Source organism: Cellulosilyticum lentocellum DSM 5427 (genome assembly GCF_000178835.2).
GTDB lineage: Bacteria > Bacillota > Clostridia > Lachnospirales > Cellulosilyticaceae > Cellulosilyticum > Cellulosilyticum lentocellum.
Genome location: NC_015275.1, coordinates 3,594,802 through 3,615,608 on the forward strand (window position 1 = coordinate 3,594,802; position 20,807 = coordinate 3,615,608).

The following is a 20,807-nucleotide window of genomic DNA, read 5'->3' on the forward strand; positions in this document are numbered from 1 at the left end:
TCCTTAAAACAAAGGATATATCCATTAAAAATGCTTTTCAAGTACTATTTTAAACCTTTCGCCATATGCTTAACTTACATTCTTGTATTTATTTCTTTTTTACCGGAATCCATATCTCGCTATAGTAATGATCATCCTCTATTCCATTTTTGTACTTAGAGGCATCACCATACATTTCGATACAATATCCTGCCGCAAATTCATACTCTTTACAGTTTGGTAGCCATTCGGAAAATATTTTTTGATTAACCTCTTGCATTGCTTTTGGCATTGCTCCTCTACAAGGAAAAACAGCCCATGTATAGCTAGGAATTACTTTCGTAACAAAGCCCTCCGGTATTTCTGCTCTCCCATTGTAATCGTCTGCTATCAGATACTCAAACTCCTTGTCTCCCATACTTTCATCCATATTCACGCCATACATGCCACAAACGATACTCCCTTTACCACTTTGATAATGTTCTGTCCAAAACTTTGGAATTTCTGTTTTCGCATCATCATACTTAAACTTTTTCTGTGCACCTATAACCGTAAATGCCTCTTTTTCAACAATTTTGTATTCCATAGTAAAACCACCTTTCAAAGTAAATGAGATTTTCAGTGGAGCAAACGATTTAATCATTGCTCCATCCTTTCGTACAGCTGTAGGTGTAACACCATGGAAACGTGTAAAAGCTTTTGAAAAGCTATCTGGCGACTCATAGCCATATTTGAGTGCAATATCAATGATTCTTGTATCCGAGGAAACAAGTTCGCTTCCGGCAAGTGTGAGCCTACGTTGTCTAATATAATCACCCACAGTAAAACCACAAAGCATGGAAAATCCTTTTTGAAAATAAAAGGGTGAGATGAGCGCATGACTTGCAATTCTTTCGATGGTCAGTTCATCCGTAAGATTTTCCTCAATATAATCGATAGCTTCGCTAATACTTTTTATCCATTCCATAGTTTCTACCTCCCTGCTATGTCTCTATGTTATTACTTCAAAAGATTCCTTTCCCGACTTATTGTGCCTTCTTTTGTCCGAATAGCTTCCTTCTCCCATTCCTCTCTAGTGATGACATATACTTTTGTAATCTCATTCTCCTTATCTATAAATTCATCAACTTGATGCATCCCTATTGAAAGTGCTGTGGCATACGAACCAATATTTGTATGCTTCATATAAGAATAGATCCTATTGAATGGTGTATTCTTAAAAACCCAATCCCTGCTCGCTTTGGCTGCCTCACTTGCATACCCTTGTCGTTGGCAGTCTTTTCGGATATGATATCCAATCTCAGGTTTAATCTGACCATTTATAAGTTGCATGGTCAAGCCACAATCACCTATCATTTCTCCTGTTGCCTTGAGTATGACTGCCCATAATCCAAATCCAAAAATCTTATATCTTTCTCTGTTTTTCTCAATCCAATTCATCACTCTTTTTTCATCAAAAGTATAGGGATAATGTTCCATAATATCTGAATCAGCAAGAACAGCATAAAGTGCCTCAAAATCACTTTCATTCATTTCTCTTAAGGATAATCTCTCTGTTTCTATATGCATACCTCTATCTCCTATGGTAACTATGACTTATCAATTTAATTTCAATATAATACTTATTGATACGCTTGTCTATTCATTCTCCTACTCTAAAATGGTATTTCTATTTTGCTAAACCTACCGTCTTTCCTTTAATTATTTTTCAAAACTCGTTAAATTGCACAAAATAATAATTAATTTATTATAATTTTAGGTGAATTGAAGTAAATATTGATTGTGATACAATGAAAACTAGGAAACCAATTATAGTTTTTTAGTTTCCTAGGAGGATACGAATATGGATTTACATACAAGTATATTGGAAGCATGTATTACTGTGTTTAATAAAAAAGGCATTAAGTTTACCATGGATGATTTGGCGAAAGAATTATCCATAAGCAAGAAAACGATTTACTCTGTCTTTAATGACAAGGAATCTCTACTACTACAAATGGTGGATTATTGTTTCGATGGCATTAAAGACAGCGAGAACAAAGTGCTTTCGGATAGCAGCTTAAATACGGCCGAGAAGATAGAAACGATTTTAGGCGTTCTGCCTGACTGCTATCAAAATCTGGATTTCAGCCAGTTATATCTTATCAAGGATAAGCATCCTCTGGTATATTCACAGATTGAACAGCGCCTTGAAAATGGTTGGGAAAATACAATTGCCCTCTTAGAACAGGGGATGCAAGAAGGAGTGGTTCGCCCGATACACCCCATTATCATCAAAACAATATTTGAAGCTACACTGGAACAATTTCTAAAAAGAGACCTGCTTGAGAAAAATAACATCACTTATCAGCAGGCATTGAAAGAAACGGTTAAAACGCTTACAAGAGGCATTATTGTAGATTGACAGATTCCATTTTTTAAACCGAAAGGTTGGTGTGTTAATGAAAAAATATATAAACAATCATTGGATTTTTACAGAACACTATTCACCTGAGCTTCATAAACCCGGATTTACAAAAGGCTTGAAAGTAAGACTTCCACACACCTGCAAAGAAACACCCTTTCATTACTTTGATGAAAACCTCTATCAGATGACATGCTGGTACAAAACAGAACTGGATATTCCAGCAGACTGGAACGGTGATTATGTAGCTGTGACATTTGAAGGCGTTGCACATCAAGCTGATGTATTTGTGAATGGCGTCAAAATATATTCCCATTATTGTGGCTATACAGCCTTTACAGTAGATATAAGCTCCAGCATAAAGTACGGCGAAACAAATGTACTGGTCGTAAAGGTTGATTCCCATGAGCAATTAAATCAGCCACCTTTTGGGCATGTCATAGATTATATGACATTTGGTGGGATATACCGTGAAGTCTATTTAGAGCATAAGCCAACTCTTCACATTGCAGATATCTTTGTGAAACCGGAGATCTTAACGGATAAAATAGAATCTACCAACTTGGATACGAAAGTTTCTGCACAGGTCTCAAGTGATATTACATTATCCGCTATTGATGTCCCAGTAAAATTAGAACAACTATTATACAGTACCTCTGAAGAAAAAACACCGTTAGCAACATACACCTGTTCAGACTGTCATCCAACATTTACGGTGGACAATGTCAGTCTGTGGGATATAGATACCCCCGTGCTTTATCAATTAGTCACTCGTCTGTATGACATGTCGCAAAAAACACCCCAGTTACTGGACACAGTGACTACGACAATAGGATTCAGGCGTTCTGAATTTAAGAAAGACGGCTATTATTTAAACGGACGCAAGTTAAAGATCAGGGGGCTCAATAGGCACCAGAGTTATCCTTATGTAGGCTATGCCATGCCTGCTTCAATGCAGAAACTGGATGCAGATATCTTGAAAAACGAGCTTGGTGTAAATGCGGTAAGAACCAGCCATTATCCACAATCACATCACTTCATACAAAGATGTGACGAAATAGGGCTTCTGGTATTTACTGAGATTCCCGGCTGGCAACATATAGGCGATGACACATGGAAAAAGCAGGCGGTAATCAATACAACAGATATGGTCAGACAATATAGAAATCATCCATCCATCATATTATGGGGTGTCAGAATAAATGAGTCTCAGGATGACGATGCCTTTTATCTTGCTACTAATAAGGCTGCTCACGAAGCAGATCCAACACGTCCTACTGGAGGTGTCAGGGCAATAGCTCATAGCCACTTATTAGAGGATGTCTATACCTATAACGATTTTATACATGATGGCGTAAAAAGAGGCTGTCAGCCAAAGCAAAAGGTTACATCCAATAACCATAAACCTTATCTTATTACCGAATATTGTGGACATATGTATCCTACTAAAACCTATGATGATGAGGCACACAAAAGGGAACATGCCAGACGTCACGCCAATATTCTTGATGCAGTTGCCTCAGAAAATGAAATAGCAGGTTCCTTTGGCTGGTGTATGTTTGATTATAATACTCACCGTGACTTCGGTAGTGGAGATAGAATATGTTATCACGGTGTTATGGATATGTTCCGCAATCCAAAGCCTGCTGCTTATGTATATGCTGCTCTTGGTAATAGAAATCCTGTACTAGAGATCAGTTCCTCCATGGATATAGGCGAACATCCTGGCTGTATAAGAGGGGATATTTATATCTACACCAATGCAGATTCAGTAAGGTTTTATAAAAATAATGAATTGATTAAGGAATTTTTTAATAGAGACAGTACATATAGTCACTTATCCCATGGACCTATTACTATGAATGATTTTATAGGTGATAAGATGGGCAAACAAGAACACTTTTCATCAAGACAGGAAGCTCTAGTAAAAGACCTAATTAACGCTTATGCCTTAAAAGGAGCAGATTGTATGACGCTGGGACTTATGCTTAAAGCTCTAGCACTTATGGCCATATACCGCATGAAACCAGCAGATGCCTTGAGGCTGTATAATCAATACATCGGAGATTGGGGTGGCACAGCTACTACCTATAGGTTTGATGCCATCACAAATGGCAAGGTCGTTAAATCTATCACCAAAGCCCCAATGACTAGCATCCATTTAAAAGGGACTACCAATACTCAAATGCTGACGGAAAGCGATACCTATGATGTAGCCTCTATAAGGCTTTCTGCTACAGATGAATACGGTAATGTTCTTCCCTATTATTCAGGCTACGCACACATCACCTGTGAAGGAGCTATCGCATTAATCGGACCAGACATCCTACCTTTTCAAGGGGGGTACAGCGGATGCTACGTTAAGACCATCGGTTCTGAGGGACAGGGAAGTGTCACCGTTTCTATTCCAGAGACAGATCCAGTCACCTTTACATTTCATGTGACTTGTAAAAATAATGCCAATCAGAATGGAGGATTATAATGGAGGATAAATCAAAAGTAATATTTGGAAACCCCATATCATCAAGGGATTATAAGAAAGCAGTAAGATCCAAGAACAACTATTTAAAAAAGTTTGGTGATGATTCTAACGCCGATTATAAAATCGCTATTGAGGAAAATCCCTATATCGGAGATTTACTTGGAGTCAAGAATATTATAGTAGACCCTAAAGATCCCAGTGGTACCTTTGACAGGGATAAAGGCATTATTATCGGCAATATTCGTATGGGATTTGGGCATTACCGAATTGCTATGGCAATGGCATCAGCAGCACATGCCATGGGTTATACACCCTACTGGATGGATTTGAACGCCTATCCTTCTACTACCTGTACAAAGGTGATAAGTGCTCAAAATGAATTGTATTCTTTAGGCTCAAGGCTTTCTAAGTTTTCTCTGTTTAATAAGCTAGTATGGGAACCCATGAATTACGAAGGCTTCCGTGCACTTGCCTATAATGCTTCTGACCAAAAAAATGCGGAACTTATGGCCCCTGTATTTGCTAACATCCCCAAAGATATGCCTTTTATAGGTACTCATGTATGGCCATCACAAGCTGCAGTACATAGTGGCATGAAAAAGGTTATTAATGCTATCCCTGACAATTGGCCAATGGCACTTCATTTTGCTGAAGGAAGCATTCATACGGTTCAGTGCTGGAATGCCTATCAGGGTTATCGCATATGCAATGGTATGCAAAAAAAATCAACTTGCCATGCACTTCCTGCTGATTCTTTAGTCTACACCGGACACTATATTGACCATGAACTAGTCTCAAATATAGAAGCAGACTGTGATGCGCGTATGAAGCGAAAAGCCAATAAAGAACCTATGCGTTTTCTTCTAACAATCGGTGGTGCAGGAGCACAAAAAGAAATATTTGCTGCTATTATCAAGCATGTACTACCTGCCATTGCAAAAAACAAAGCTGTTCTTTATATCAATGTAGGTGATTACAAAAATGTATGGGAAGCCTTGATTAAGGAGATACCGGATTTATCTACCTATGCCATAGAACATTTTGATAACTGGGAAGATACCAAGGCATTTGCTAATCAAGCTCTTGAAGGACCTGTCACAGGCATCCATGCATTCTATCATCACAATATATTCGAAGCTGTTTATTGTACGAATCTGCTTATGAGAAGCTGTGATGTACTCGTAACAAAGCCTAGTGAGCTTGCATTTTATCCTGTGCCAAAGCTCTTTATAAAAAGAGTGGGAAAACATGAAATGTGGGGTGCTATCCACTCTGCTGAAATGGGAGACGGTACACTGGAATGTCGTGATATACCACATACCTTGCAGATGATTAATTTATTTTATAAAGATAGCGCCTTTCTTGCAGCTATGTGCGAATCCATCAAACGTAACAAATCCATGGGACTCTATGATGGTGCTTATAAAGTGGTAGAAATGGCAATGAAACAGGAAAATAAATAATAAATAAAGGGGGTAGCAGTTATGGATACAGTAAAAAGTTTATCAGTCAAAGAAAAATTTGCTTACGGGATAGGGGCAGTTGGAAAAGATATGGTTTACATGTTATCTGCCAGCTATGTTTTATACTACTATCAGGATATTATGGGTGTAAGCGCATGGGCAATGGGAATTATCTTATTAGTGGCCAGAGTATTTGATGCTTTTAACGATCCTATTATGGGCGTAATCGTAGCCAAAACCAAAACAAAATGGGGAAAATTCCGTCCATGGCTTCTCATAGGCACATTGCTAAATGCTATTATCTTATTTTTTATGTTTGCGGCACCACCACAGCTTGATGGAGCGGGACTTACTACTTATGCCGCAGTGTTTTACATTTTATGGGGTGTCACCTATACTATGATGGATATCCCTTACTGGTCTATGATTCCTGCTTTTACAAAAGGGGGCAAAGAACGTGAAAATCTGTCTACACTAGCTCGTTCCTGTGCAGGTGTCGGAAGTGCTATTATTACCATTATTACAGTTATAGCAGTAGCAGGACTTGGTAGCTTCTTGTGTCCTTCAGGGTCACCTGATACAGAAATAGAGCGAATAGGCTTTAAATATTTTGCGCTTATTATTGCTATTCTTTTTCTTATCTTTATCATCATTACCTGTCTAGCCATTAAAGAAAAATCCACAGTGGATATGAAAGCGGCAACGATTAAGGAAATGTTTACATCACTCATTCAAAATGACCAAACCATGACAATGGTCATTGCTATTGTTCTCATTAATTCTGCTGTCTATATTACTTCAAATCTTGTTATTTACTTTTTCAAATACGATTTTGGTGGCACTTCATGGAAAACCAATTACACCATCTTTAACACCTTCGGTGGTGCAGTACAGATCTTGTCCATGATGATTTTGTTCCCATTACTTCGAAAATTTTTCCAAGCCATCAAAGTGTTTTACATCAGCATAGGGATGGCGGTCATTGGTTATTTTGTATTATTAGGCATTTCATTTACCAGCATGGGAAATGTATTTCTACTTCTGATTCCAGGATTCTTTATTTTTGGAGCAGTCGGTATACTCAACGTACTGACAACCGTATTTTTAGCCAATACAGTTGACTATGGTGAACTTAAAAATAACCGCAGAGATGAATCAGTCATCTTTTCTATGCAGACCTTTGTGGTTAAACTTGCATCAGGAATTGCTGCACTTATTGCTTCTGTTTGCCTGTCAGTCTTCCATATAAGCGCAGATGAAACCATAAAGTCAGCCATCTCTGGAAGTTCTGTGGTCGGACTTCGCATGACCATGACTGTACTTCCTATGCTCGTACTCCTTGTAGCCTTTATTGTCTTTAAAAAACATTATATACTCACAGATGAAAAACTGGAGTCAATTACGAAGGAGCTTAAATCACGTCAAAAGCATTAAGCTTACCAGAAAGGAATGACCCTTATGATCCAAGAAAAAAACGGACTTTTTCATTTAAACACAAAGCACACTTCCTATGTATTTAAGTTACATCCTGACGGTCATCTTGAACATCTGCACTATGGGAGAAAGATTCATCTAGAGGAAAGTGATGCAATGACAGAAAAGCATACTTTTGCTCCTGGCAACACGGTATTGTATTCTGAGGATAATCCTGGTGTATCTTTAGAGAATGCAGCCCTTGAATTTTCTTCTTATGGCAAAGGTGATATCAATGAACCACTGGTGGAAATTGTTCATGCAGACGGAAGCCGTACATGTGATTTTTTGTATGATTCCCATCAAATATTACCGGGAAGGAAAGCCTTCACCAACCTTCCTGGTTCTTATGGCACAGACAGTGAGGTAAGTACACTACTCATCACACTCATTGATAAACACTACGCTTTAACACTGGATTTATATTACTATGTTTATGAAGAAGATGATGTGATCTGCAGGCAGACCTGTCTTACAAATAACAGTTCTAATCCAGTAAATGTCCATAGACTGTTAAGTAGCAGTCTTACTCTTTTTGGTACAGACTATCAGGTAACCTCTTTTCATGGGGCATGGGGACGTGAAATGCAGCGTCATACGACCAGATTAAATGCAGGCAAATATGTGATCTCTTCTCAGTGTGGCACTTCAAGTAGTAGGGCCAATCCACTGGTATTTGTCACAGAGCCCCATGCAGATGAAGATTCTGGTCAGGTTTATGGCTTTAATCTCATATACAGTGGCAATCATTACGAAGCCATAGAAGCCGACAGTTACGGTCATACCAGAATCGTAACAGGTATGTCACCAGTTAGTTTTTGTTACCAATTAGAACCGGGGAATTTCCTTGAAGCACCAGAAGCTGTGATGACTTATTCTCACTGTGGCTTCACAAAGGCAAGTCATCACTTTCATTCCTTTGTACAAAATCACATTGTACGCGGAAGCTGGCAGTACAAAGAACGCCCTATACTTCTCAATAGCTGGGAAGCCTCATACTTTCATTTTACGGAAAGCTCTTTGCTACGTCTTGCAAAGAAAGCAGCCAAAGCAGGGATAGAACTATTTGTTATGGATGATGGATGGTTCGGTGAGCGAAATGATGACAAGCATTCTCTTGGTGACTGGACTCCCAATCTCTCTAAACTGCCCTATGGACTAAAAGGTCTAGCAGATCGCATTAATGATATGGGAATGGCATTTGGTATATGGGTAGAACCGGAGATGGTTAATACAGATAGCAGCCTTTTTAAAGAGCACCCTGACTGGACTTGTTCCATTCCTGATCAACCACATAGTGAGGGACGTAATCAGCGTATTCTTGACCTCTGTAATCCAGATGTTCAGGAATATATCATCACAAGTATGTCTGAGGTATTCTCCTCTGCTAACATAAGTTATGTGAAATGGGATATGAATCGTATTTTTTCCGATTATTATTCTCCTTCTCTTCCTTCCAGTAGACAAGGTGAAATGCTTTATAACTATTACATAGGGCTATACAGCATTATGAAAACCCTTACTGAAAGATTTCCTAACATTTTATTTGAGGGTTGTGCTGCAGGAGGTAACCGATTTGATCTTGGTATGCTTTGCTATTTCCCACAAATCTGGGCAAGTGACAATACAGATGCTGTATGCCGCTTAGCTATACAGAACGGCTATAGCTATGGTTATCCGATGTCCACCATAAGCTGCCATGTCAGTAGCTGCCCCAATCATCAGACCTTGAGAATCACACCTTTTGAAAGCAGATTCAATGTGGCGGCTTTTGGTGTCCTTGGATATGAGTGTAATTTGAGTGATATGAAAAAAGAAGAGCTTGAAGCACTTAGTGAGCAGGTAACACTCTATAAAAAATGGCGCCACCTACTACAATATGGAACGTTTTATCGCATAAGATATGGCAATATTTATTCTTGGAATACGGTATCAGCAGACAAAAGTAAATCAGTAGGGTTTCTCATGCAAAAACTCACAACGGCAAACTGGCAACACGAAATATTTAAGGCAAAAGGGCTTGATGAGGATAAGAGATATACCTTTTCAGGCAGAAAACTCAAACATAACATAAAAGAATTTGGTGATTTGATTAATACGATATCACCCATTCATGTAAAACAGGATTCGTTGCTTCATAATATATTAACGAAATGGGTTAAACTAGATGGGGAAACAGAGCTTTACCATGTCTACGGAGATACCCTGATGTACAGTGGCATCAAATTAAAGCAAGGCTTTGCCGCAACAGGTTACAATGAGGAGGTAAGATATTTTCAGGATTTTTGCTCCCGTCTTTATTTTATAGAGGAAGAGGATGAAGCTTAGCAATGATAACCATTATAATAGAGTGAACTGTGGCATTATGGAACAGTTTGCCATTGTAATGGTAGAGGATGACAACATTATTTTTTTGATTCAACGACACTAGAATACTCGCATACTAGTTTATGTAACTTAGCACGCTTATCGTAGGGCTTGAAAGTGAATCCACTGCTTTATACTTACTTATATGCTGTTACATTATATCTTGCCTAACAATATTGATTGCTTCGATTGCCGTGCATCATATAGATTTCACTTTGTTGCTACGCAGCACAGTTCGACTCCGCTTCGCTTCATCTCACTGTGTTACTGCGCCCTATGCAGTTTAGCAAAAAAAGTAGGGATTGAGAGCTAGCTCTCATCCCTACTTTTTTTGTTAAGCCGCGCACGGCTGTTAGTTTTACTCAAATTCAATCGTTGCTGGTGGTTTTCCTGTGCAATCATAAAGTACGCGGTTAACACCTTTAACTTCATTTACAATTCTAGTCGTTACTTTTCCAAGTACTTCCCATGGAAGGTCAGCTGATTCTGCTGTCATAAAGTCACTTGTTGTTACTGCTCTTAGGGCTACTGCGTAGTCGTAAGTTCTTTCATCTCCCATTACTCCTACAGATCTCATATTTGTAAGTGCTGCGAAGTATTGTCCGATTTCTTTTGCAATCCCTGCTTTTGCAATTTCTTCTCTGTAAATCCAGTCTGCGTCTTGTACGATGCGTACTTTCTCTGCTGTTACTTCTCCGATAATACGGATACCAAGTCCTGGACCCGGGAATGGTTGTCTAAATACTAAGTATTCTGGAATACCTAATTCTAAACCTGCTTTACGTACTTCATCTTTAAATAATAAACGAAGTGGTTCAATGATTTCTTTGAAATCTACATAGTCTGGAAGTCCACCTACATTGTGGTGTGACTTAATCACTGCTGATTTACCAAGTCCACTTTCGATAACATCTGGATAGATTGTTCCTTGTACAAGGAAGTCTACTGTGCCGATTTTTTTAGCTTCTTCTTCAAAAACACGAATGAACTCTTCACCGATGATTTTTCTTTTAGCTTCTGGTTCTTCTACACCTTTTAATTTTTCGTAGAATCTTTCTTGTGCATTAACACGGATGAAGTTAAGGTCGTAGTGGCCTTCTGGTCCGAATACTGCTTCTACTTCATCTCCTTCATTCTTTCTAAGTAAACCGTGGTCTACGAATACACATGTCAGTTGTTTACCAATAGCTTTTGAAAGCATAACTGCTGCTACTGATGAGTCAACCCCACCTGAAAGGGCACATAATACTTTACCATTGCCTACTTTTTTGCGAAGTGCTTTAATAGTTGTTTCTACGAAAGAATCCATTTTCCAGTCGCCTTGACATTCACAGATATTAAGAACAAAATTAGAAAGCATTGTCATACCTTCTTGTGTATGCATTACTTCTGGGTGGAATTGTACTGCATAGATTCCCTTTTCTACATTTTCCATTGCTGCTACTGGACAAACTGGTGTATGTGCAGTAATAGTAAAATCAGCTGGTGCTTGTTCAATATAGTCTGTATGGCTCATCCAACAAATTGTTTTTGGTGATACACCTGCAAATAACTTAGATGTTGTGTCTATATCTACTTCTGTTTTACCATATTCGCTAACTGGTGCTGTTGCTACCTTACCACCTAAAAGGTGTGCTGTAAGCTGTGAGCCATAGCAAATTCCAAGTACAGGAATACCTAATTCAAAGAGCGTCTTATCACAAAGTGGTGAATCTTCACCATATACGCTATTTGGTCCACCTGTAAAGATGATTCCTTTTGGATTCATTTCTTTAATCTTTTCTATACTGATATTGTAAGGATGTACTTCACAATATACATTACATTCTCTAACACGTCTTGCAATCAATTGGTTGTATTGTCCACCAAAGTCAAGAACGATTACTAACTCATGATTCATGCCATTTGCCTCCTTGATTTTTCTTCCATCTATTATATCATCCTTCTGTCTCTAAGGATATTCATTTCGTAACTATATATCTTTATTAATTCATACTAATAAATAATGAAGCTAGCTTTTCACGCTTCAGCATCTCTAATTAATGATTTATTTCTAATTTTTAATTAATAAAGAAGGGGCTGCCACATAATCATATTTTAGATATGAGAAACCTTATATGTTTATGCAACATCCCCCCATTATTTTACCTTAGAAATCTACACTATAGTTAGGTGCTTCTTTTGTAATGTGAATATCATGTGGATGGCTTTCTTTAAGACCAGCACTTGTGATTTTTACAAAAGTAGCTTTTTCTTGTAGTTCTTCAATAGAACTTGCACCTGCATAACCCATACCAGCACGAAGTCCACCTACCATTTGGAAGATAGTGTCTGCTACATAACCTTTGTATGCAACACGGCCTTCAATACCTTCTGGTACTAATTTTTTCGCATCTGCTTGGAAGTAACGGTCCTTACTTCCTTTTTCCATAGCTGCAATTGAACCCATACCTCTATATACTTTGTATTTTCTTCCTTGGTATAATTCAATTTCTCCCGGACTTTCTTCGCAACCTGCAAGCATTGATCCCATCATACATACACTTGCTCCCATACCGATAGCTTTTACAATATCTCCTGAGTATTTAATACCACCGTCTGCAATAACAGGTACGCCATAAGGTGCTGCTGCTGCTGCACAATCTTCTACTGCTGTGATTTGTGGTACACCTACACCTGCTACAACACGTGTTGTACAGATAGAACCTGGTCCAATACCTACTTTAACACAGTCTGCACCAGCTTCAATAAGTGCTACTGTAGCTTCTGCTGTTGCTACATTTCCTGCGATGATTTGAAGTTCTGGGTATTTAGCTTTTACTTTCTTAACGGCATCTAACACCCCTTGAGAATGTCCGTGTGCTGTATCAATTGTGATAACGTCAACTTTAGATTTTACAAGGGCATCTACTCTATCAAGTAAATCCATAGTTACACCTACTGCTGCTCCCGCTAAAAGACGTCCTTGTTTGTCTTTTGCAGCATTAGGATACATAATTGCTTTTTCAATATCTTTAATAGTAATAAGGCCTTTGAGATTACCTGCTGCATCTACAAGAGGTAATTTTTCAATACGATGCTCAGCAAGTAATTTCTTAGCTTCCATAAGGTCTGTCCCTTCTGGTGCTGTAATAAGATTTTCGCTTGTCATCACTTCTTTAATTTTACGGTTGAAATCTGTTTCAAAACGTAAGTCACGGTTCGTTAAAATACCAACTAATTTAGTTCCCTCTGTAATAGGTACACCTGAGATTCTGTATTTTGCCATTAATTCATTAGCTTCATATACATAGTGTTCTGGAGAAAGTGAAAATGGATCTGTAATAACGCCATTTTCTGAACGTTTTACTTTATCTACTTCTTCAGCTTGTGCTTCAATAGACATATTTTTATGAATGATTCCGATACCACCTTGACGTGCAATAGCAACTGCCATTCTCGCTTCAGTTACTGTATCCATTCCCGCGCTCATGAATGGAATATTTAATGTAATCGTCTTAGTCAGTTTTGTACTTAAAGAAACTTCCTTTGGTAATACATTAGAATAATTAGGTACGAGTAAGATATCATCAAATGTGATACCTTCTTTTAAAATCTTAGACATTGCTTGGCCTCCTAAAGTTGTGCTAATAGTTTTTATTGTTGAATAAAAACTCGAACGTTAAAATAATATTGATATATTTTGTACACTTTATCACATTTTCAAAGGTATTGTCAAGTTGTGACGGACATCCTTTTTATCCTTGTTTATTTTGCTTATTTCTTTTTTAATTCTAATAAACCTATTGTAGAAAAATATATTTATTTACTTCTCTAATGGACGCAATTGCCCTACTAATCATCTTTTTTATACTATTTCGATATAAGTCCTTTCATAGATTTTATTTGGCGAGAAGTAACTATTTTATAGCTTACTCTCTACCTTAAGCAAGAGAAATGAATGTGATTAGCCCCTTATTTGTACGTCACTTGCATACATTTGTATTCTTAAATTCAGAATATCTTCTATTATACCTTGTATTTATCGAACATTCATTGACTATAAAATTTTATAGCTATTCAGTCACTAGGATATATAGTAACTTTCGTATTATAATGCTAGAAATAAGAAAAACTATTTATTACCTCATAGCTTATATGGCTGAATAGTTTAGAAACCTTAGCTTGAGTAAGCTTATGCTTACGATGTGAAAATTCCTTCTACGTCAGATTGATTAACCCAGTAATCAATCTACTTCCATAATCAATAAAGAAAGGGAACCTACAAAATAGTTTCCCTTTCTTTATTGATTATTATTATATTTTCTTAAAAACTTTATTAGGTGCTTGTCTGAATAAGTCATTTACAAAAGCTTCATTAGGTGAGAATATTACCTTACATGCTCCTTTAGCTGGGGTTTGTGTCATAATAACATATGTATTCTCATCTTTTGAATTATCACTTACATTAACTACTTTATATCCTTTATTAAGTTCTGATTGATGACGCTCATCTTTAATATTGGCCATGATCTCAATTTTTTTCATATCAATAGTCATTACTCTTTTACGTCTTGAGCGATTATAAATAACATCAATGTCTAATTCATTATTAGTTAAAATATATTCATACTCTCTGCTAAATCTGCTAAATAAAAAGCCTGCTCCAAATAGGATACCTACAATTAGAATCGGCCCTATAAAATCCCCACCGTATAAAAAAGCAACTCCTATCAGAATAATTGTTGCTACAACTAATCCGATTTGAGCTAAAATATCAGTTGAAGATTTCTTTTGCTTAATGAGATACTCTTTAAATGTTTCTGACATATTCTTCTACCCTTCCTTTTTCGCCTCTTATTCTCTATAATAAAAATACTATAGAATCTCTATTTTTTCAACATTTACTGTTATTGTTTTTATAATTATAATATTATCAGTAAATGTAATAATTTGATAGCTTGTTTTCATAAACTATTATAAACTAGTTATGTATAAAAATTATAAACAAATGCGATTTAGGAGGCGATTTGTAAAGTGGATTTATTATTTGCATTAAAAGCGGCTATATTAGGTGTTGTGGAAGGACTAACTGAATTTTTACCGGTTTCCTCTACAGGTCATCTTATTATTTTTAGTAACCTATTAAAATTCTCAGATAACACAGCTTTTGCTAATATGTTTACTATGGTTATTCAACTTGGCGCTATCTTAGCTGTGCTAGTTCTTTATCGTAAGAAAATTTGGGATACCATTGTTCATTTGTTTCCAAGTAAAAATGTTTCTTTCGAAAAAAGTGGTCTTTATTTCTGGCTTATGATTGTCATCTCATGTGTTCCTGCTGCTGCTATAGGTATTCCTTTTGATGATTTAATTGAGGAAAAGCTCTTTAATCCTCTTGTCGTAGCATGTGCTTTATTTGTAGGTGGTCTTTGGATGATGTATGCAGAAAGCAAATTACGTGGTAATCAAACCACTTCTCTGTCTACTACTAAAATCACAGCTAAAATGGCCATTATTGTAGGTTTATTCCAAGTACTCTCTATTGTGCCTGGTATGTCTCGTTCTGCTTCCACTATTATAGGTGGTTGGGTAGCTGGTTTTTCAACTGTAGCTGCTGCTGAGTATTCCTTCTTCCTAGCCATTCCAGTTATGTTTGGCCAAGCACTTTTAAATATCTTAAAAGCTCAAGGAACGCTCTTAGCAAGTGAATGGATTGCCCTTGGTATTGGCTTTGTAGTTTCTTTCATTGTGGCCTTAGCGGTTATTGGTTCTTTCATTTCTTACCTTCAAAAGAAGCCAATGAAAGTCTTTGCTATCTACCGTATCATTTTTGCTTTTGTTGTATTAGGCGTTGGTATGCTAGGATTATTTTAAATAATATTTTGATAAAAAACCCCTTAAAAGTTGGTACTTATATCTCTTAGTATATAAATGTACTTGTAAGGGGTTTTTATATTGTAAATGGTTACCACTCCTTTCATTTACTACTCTAAATTTTTTATCGCATCTTATTAAAGGATTATTTCTTCATCCAGTTGCTGTTTTGACACATAAAAAAGGATGTTCCACCTAACTTTGCTAGATAAGAACACCCTTTGTTCAACTCTCCGAAATATTGGAGAAGTAGTTGTTACTTTATTTTGGGTGGAATTACATCATTCCCATGCCACCCATACCGCCCATGCCACCACCTGGCATAGCTGGTTCATCTTTCTTAATGTCAGCTACGATACATTCTGTTGTTAAGAATGTAGACGCTACTGATGTTGCATTTTGAAGTGCGCTTCTTGTTACTTTAGTTGGGTCTATAATACCGCCTTCAATCATGTTTACATATTGTTCTGTAAGAGCATTGAAACCTGTTCCTTTTTCAAGTTCTTTTACTTTATTGATAACAACTGCTGGTTCAAGACCTGCATTTGCTACGATTTGGTAAAGTGGAGATTCTAATGCTTTTAAGATAATACGTACACCTGTTTTTTCATCTCCAGTTGTTGTATCTAATAATTTTTCTACGTCTTTAGCAACGTGGATATATGTGCTACCACCACCACCGATGATACCTTCTTCAACAGCTGCACGTGTAGCTGCAAGAGCATCTTCAATGCGGAGTTTCTTTTCTTTCATTTCTGTTTCTGTTGCTGCACCAACTTTGATTACAGCTACACCACCAGCAAGTTTTGCAACTCTTTCTTGCATTTTTTCTTTATCGAAGTCTGATGTAGATTGTTCAATTTGATTACGGATAAGAACAACTCTTTCTTTAATTGCCGCTTTATCTCCAGCACCATCAACAATTACTGTATTTTCTTTTGTTACTTTAATGCTTGCTGCACGACCAAGCATGTCAATTGTAGCATCTTTAAGTTCAAGACCTACTTCTTCTGAAATCACTGTACCACCTGTAAGGATCGCAATATCTTGAAGCATGTCTTTTCTTCTGTCACCAAAGCCTGGTGCTTTAACAGCTACACAGTTAAAGGTTCCACGGATTTTATTTAATACTAAAGTAGTAAGTGCTTCACCTTCTACATCTTCTGCAATAATAAGAAGTTTAGATCCAGTTTGAACGATTTGTTCAAGAACTGGTAAGATATCTTGGATATTAGAAATCTTCTTATCTGTAATTAAAATGTATGGATTATCATATACAGTTTCCATTTTTTCTGTATCTGTTACCATGTATGCTGATAAGTATCCTCTATCAAATTGCATACCTTCAACTACATCTAATTCTGTTGCCATTGTTTTTGATTCTTCTACTGTGATAACACCATCATTTGATACTTTTTCCATAGCATCAGCAATTAAGTTACCTACTTCATCATCACCAGCTGAAATAGCTGCTACTCTAGCAATATGGTTTTTGCTATTAACAGTTTGGCTCATTGCTTTGATTGATTCTACTGCTGCTTCTGTTGCAGTTTTCATACCACGACGTACAATAATTGGGTTTGCACCTGCTGCAATGTTTTTAAGACCTTCTGTGATCATTGCTTGAGCAAGTACAGTAGCTGTTGTTGTACCATCACCAGCAACATCATTTGTTTTTGTAGCAACTTCTTTTACAAGTTGAGCTCCGATGTTTTCAAATGGATCTTCAAGCTCAATTTCTTTTGCAATAGATACACCATCATTTGTAATAAGTGGTGTACCAAAAGATTTATCTAATACAACGTTACGACCTTTTGGTCCAAGTGTTACTTTTACTGCATTTGCTAATTGATCTACACCAGATTGAAGTGATTGTCTTGCTTCTAATCCAAAACGAATTTGTTTTGCCATGTTTATAGCCTCCCTAAATTATTGTTTTTACTCTCTATTATTGGGCTAGTTCATTCAAACTAGCCTATGTTGTCTATATTAAGTACTCATATGCTTCGCCAGATGAGCTTAAACAAAAGGAAATACGCCCCTTAGGTCATATAATAGCTTATTCAACGATTGCTAAAATATCACCCTGGCGAACGATAACATACTCTTCTTTGTCTAATGTTACTTCTGTACCTGCATATTTTGAGTAGATTACTTTATCTCCAACTTTAACCTGCATCTCTACTTTTTGTCCATCTACAACGCCACCAGGCCCTACTGCTACAACTACTGCTTCTTGTGGTTTTTCTTTAGCAGTCCCTGTTAAGATGATTCCTGATTGTGTTTTTTCTTCTGCTTCAAGATGTTTGATTACAACTCTGTCGCTTAATGGTTTTAAGTTCATAAAGAAAACCTCCCTGTTTATATTTAATAGTTTGTTTTTGTATTATTAGCACTCACTATGATTGAGTGCTAATTGATATTTATAATATTATGGCATTATACCTTATATTGCAAATACAATTTTTACCTTATTTAAGGTATTTTAAACATATTTAATTTATTTATTTATAATTTCTTTTATTTGCTTCTATTTTTAATGATTTACTTTTATTTTTAACTTTTTTCTCTTGTTTTTATACACTCTTCTTATATTTCTCTGTTTTATGCTTTTTTCTTACTTATATCTTTAAAAAGCGCATTTTCTCTTCCATAGAAAAAAAGATATTGTTGAGCATAACCAGCCAATTCACCAAAGTACTCACTTGCAAACTTTTGTATTTCCTCTAACTTTACATCTTTACCTTCAAAGTAAAGGCCTTCTATTACTCTTTTAATCCAAACATCTGTTGGAAAAAGCTCCATCCTAGAGTAAGCAAATAATAAGATGCAGTCTGCAACTTTAGGCCCTACGCCTTTTATAGTCATTAACTTGGCTTTAGCTTCTTCAATAGGCATAATATATAAATCGTTTAAAATAACATCACCATTTAATACTTTTTGACAAGCATCCATTATATAGGGTGCCCTAAAGCCTACTTTACATTCTCTTAAATCTTCTTCTGTGGCACGAGATAGCTCCTTTGGTGTTGGAAATGAATGATAATGTTCTCCCATGCCATCGACTTCATTAATTGGGAATCCAAATTTATTTGTTATATTCTTTAAACAAGCTTTAATATGAGGAATGGATTTATTCTGTGAGACAATAAAAGAAATAAGCATCTCCCATGGATCTTGACGCAAAATACGAATGCCTTTACCAAACTCCACAGCTTTTGCCATCCATTCATCCTTTGCAGCTAATGTTGCTGTAATATTTTCATAGTTTGTGTTAATGTCAAAGTAATTCATCCAGATTTCTTCTACTTCACTAGCAGTAGTATTATAAATCGCTACACTGCTAGAATCTGGTTGCTGAGTAATTTTAATTAACTTTTGCTTGGCATTTAAAAGGTAACTATGATCTGAAATTTTTTCAAAGCGAAACACTTGTCCGCTTTCTAAAATTTGTCCAATATTAAAGTGACTTACATGATTGAGCATTACCATATTATTCATGTTCCACACCCTTTACTTTTTCATTCTTTCATATTATTACCATTTCGTCTGCTAATATCCATTTTTATGTAATTTTTTGTCCCTTAATATGATTAATGATTGTTAATTTTTCTTTTATATTATCATAATATTTATTATTTTACACTCGTTATAGATAAACTATTTTTCTTTTTTACCTTTCTCATATCACTCTTATTCCAACATTATCAATAAAAGTATAATAAATCATTATTTCTTAAGGACAGTTTCTCTAGATTATAATACGCTCTAAATCTACTCTCTATCTTTATATACCAATTAGTACTTGATTAAATTTATTAATTTAGTAGGTAATTATTTTTTATTATTGTATAATAAAAACAGAGTTATTTATTTTTTTATCTAAGAAGGGAGTTTTCTATGAAAGATACAATTTATACCATTCCGCTAACGGATGCCTTTCATGCAGAGGATGAATGTCCTTTTTGTTATATAAAACGTAAGTTAGAACAAGATGCCATTTCCTTTATTTTAGGCTGTGCTTATATGGAGGATGATATTCGCGCTACAACTGACCAAATGGGCTTTTGTAGTGAACACTATAAGAAAATGTATGATTACGGCAACCGACTTGGCATGGCTCTTATGTTACATACCCATTATGTAGCCCTTCAAAAAGAATTAACAAAGAAAATTGAAGCCTTTTCTCCTACTAAAACGAGTATGTTTGCCAAATTCAAAAAAGCTAAAACCATGGATGAATTAGCTGGAAATCCTATTAGTGAGTGGGTGAATGAACAAAATCATACTTGCTATGTTTGTGACTATATTGATAAAAATTTTATCCGCTATATGAATACTTTCTTCTATTTAATGGAGACAAGCCCTGATTTCATGGCTCTCTTTAAGGATTGTAAAGGTTTCTGTGTTACTCATTTTGGAGATTTAATGGCTCTATCAGATACCCTTGTTGCTGACAAAGCTAAACCTGAATTTTATAGTATTTTATTTGATAAGATGCAAACCAATCTGAAACGTATTGAAGAAGATTTATCCTGGTTTATAGATAAATATGACTATCGTAATAAAGATGCAGATTGGAAAAATTCTAAAGATGCTATTCCTAGAGGTATTCAAAAACTCGTAGGTATTTATGTTCAAGATCCTCCTTTTAAAGAAAAATAATCTTTTATACAAAGCTTGTTATTGATTAAATTTAATAATTACTAATAAGAGCTGGTACACTATTTAGTGTCCAGCTCTATTAAAATGATTCGACTTTAATGAGTTATATACTGCGCTC

General features: G+C 36.2%; 15 protein-coding genes. 7 read left to right on the top strand and 8 right to left on the bottom strand.

Annotated elements, in window-relative coordinates:
- Window positions 1-88: 88 nt before the first annotated feature.
- Both CLOLE_RS16585 and CLOLE_RS16590 read right to left on the bottom strand, forming a co-directional pair.
- The gene (locus tag CLOLE_RS16585; protein WP_013658288.1) at window positions 89-946 is read right to left on the bottom strand and encodes an AraC family transcriptional regulator; all 858 of its coding nucleotides are present in this window, start codon (window positions 944-946) and stop codon (window positions 89-91) included.
- 32 nt (window positions 947-978) lie between these two features.
- The gene (locus tag CLOLE_RS16590; protein ID WP_013658289.1) at window positions 979-1,548 is read right to left on the bottom strand and encodes a GNAT family N-acetyltransferase; all 570 of its coding nucleotides are present in this window, start codon (window positions 1,546-1,548) and stop codon (window positions 979-981) included.
- Window positions 1,549-1,822: 274 nt separating this feature from the next.
- Between CLOLE_RS16590 and CLOLE_RS16595 the strand changes: the two genes are divergently transcribed.
- The 5 genes from CLOLE_RS16595 to CLOLE_RS16615 are packed head-to-tail and all read left to right on the top strand — an operon-like array spanning window position 1,823 to window position 10,129.
- Entirely contained in the window at window positions 1,823-2,383 is a 561-nt protein-coding gene (locus CLOLE_RS16595) for a TetR/AcrR family transcriptional regulator (protein WP_013658290.1), read from the top strand.
- A 37-nt stretch (window positions 2,384-2,420) separates the two neighbouring features.
- Entirely contained in the window at window positions 2,421-4,865 is a 2,445-nt protein-coding gene (locus tag CLOLE_RS16600; RefSeq protein WP_013658291.1) for a glycoside hydrolase family 2 protein, read from the top strand.
- Window positions 4,865-6,328: a DUF6937 domain-containing protein gene (locus tag CLOLE_RS16605; protein ID WP_013658292.1), complete on the top strand. Its 1,464-nt coding sequence runs from the start codon at window positions 4,865-4,867 to the stop codon at window positions 6,326-6,328. The genes CLOLE_RS16600 and CLOLE_RS16605 overlap by 1 nt, the downstream gene beginning before the upstream one ends.
- Window positions 6,329-6,349: 21 nt before the next feature.
- A complete protein-coding gene (locus tag CLOLE_RS16610; RefSeq protein WP_013658293.1) occupies window positions 6,350-7,762 on the top strand; it encodes a glycoside-pentoside-hexuronide (GPH):cation symporter in 1,413 nt (470 codons plus the stop codon).
- A gap of 24 nt (window positions 7,763-7,786) precedes the next feature.
- A complete protein-coding gene (locus CLOLE_RS16615) occupies window positions 7,787-10,129 on the top strand; it encodes an alpha-galactosidase (RefSeq protein ID WP_013658294.1) in 2,343 nt (780 codons plus the stop codon).
- A gap of 397 nt (window positions 10,130-10,526) precedes the next feature.
- On the opposite strand, the gene guaA is transcribed toward CLOLE_RS16615, so the two are convergent.
- The 3 genes from guaA to CLOLE_RS16630 form a co-directional block, all read right to left on the bottom strand.
- Entirely contained in the window at window positions 10,527-12,068 is a 1,542-nt protein-coding gene (gene guaA, locus CLOLE_RS16620) for a glutamine-hydrolyzing GMP synthase (RefSeq protein ID WP_013658295.1), read from the bottom strand.
- Between the two features lie 249 nt (window positions 12,069-12,317).
- Window positions 12,318-13,772: an IMP dehydrogenase gene (gene guaB, locus CLOLE_RS16625; RefSeq protein ID WP_013658296.1), complete on the bottom strand. Its 1,455-nt coding sequence runs from the start codon at window positions 13,770-13,772 to the stop codon at window positions 12,318-12,320.
- 692 nt (window positions 13,773-14,464) lie between these two features.
- Window positions 14,465-14,977 (bottom strand): DUF6106 family protein, encoded by a 513-nt coding sequence (locus CLOLE_RS16630; protein WP_013658297.1) that lies wholly within the window; start codon window positions 14,975-14,977, stop codon window positions 14,465-14,467.
- Window positions 14,978-15,184: 207 nt separating this feature from the next.
- Between CLOLE_RS16630 and CLOLE_RS16635 the strand changes: the two genes are divergently transcribed.
- A complete protein-coding gene (locus tag CLOLE_RS16635) occupies window positions 15,185-16,024 on the top strand; it encodes an undecaprenyl-diphosphate phosphatase (RefSeq protein ID WP_013658298.1) in 840 nt (279 codons plus the stop codon).
- 276 nt (window positions 16,025-16,300) lie between these two features.
- Here the strand turns inward: CLOLE_RS16635 and groL are convergent, their stop codons facing one another.
- From groL to CLOLE_RS16650, 3 genes are all read right to left on the bottom strand, one after another.
- Complete coding sequence (gene groL, locus CLOLE_RS16640) at window positions 16,301-17,935, bottom strand: chaperonin GroEL (protein ID WP_013658299.1); 1,635 nt, start codon at window positions 17,933-17,935, stop codon at window positions 16,301-16,303.
- 148 nt (window positions 17,936-18,083) lie between these two features.
- A complete protein-coding gene (groES, locus tag CLOLE_RS16645) occupies window positions 18,084-18,368 on the bottom strand; it encodes a co-chaperone GroES (RefSeq protein ID WP_013658300.1) in 285 nt (94 codons plus the stop codon).
- A 260-nt stretch (window positions 18,369-18,628) separates the two neighbouring features.
- Complete coding sequence (locus CLOLE_RS16650; RefSeq protein WP_013658301.1) at window positions 18,629-19,525, bottom strand: DNA-3-methyladenine glycosylase family protein; 897 nt, start codon at window positions 19,523-19,525, stop codon at window positions 18,629-18,631.
- A gap of 399 nt (window positions 19,526-19,924) precedes the next feature.
- Between CLOLE_RS16650 and CLOLE_RS16655 the strand changes: the two genes are divergently transcribed.
- Window positions 19,925-20,689: a DUF6062 family protein gene (locus tag CLOLE_RS16655; RefSeq protein WP_013658302.1), complete on the top strand. Its 765-nt coding sequence runs from the start codon at window positions 19,925-19,927 to the stop codon at window positions 20,687-20,689.
- The last annotated feature ends 118 nt before the right edge of the window (window positions 20,690-20,807 follow it).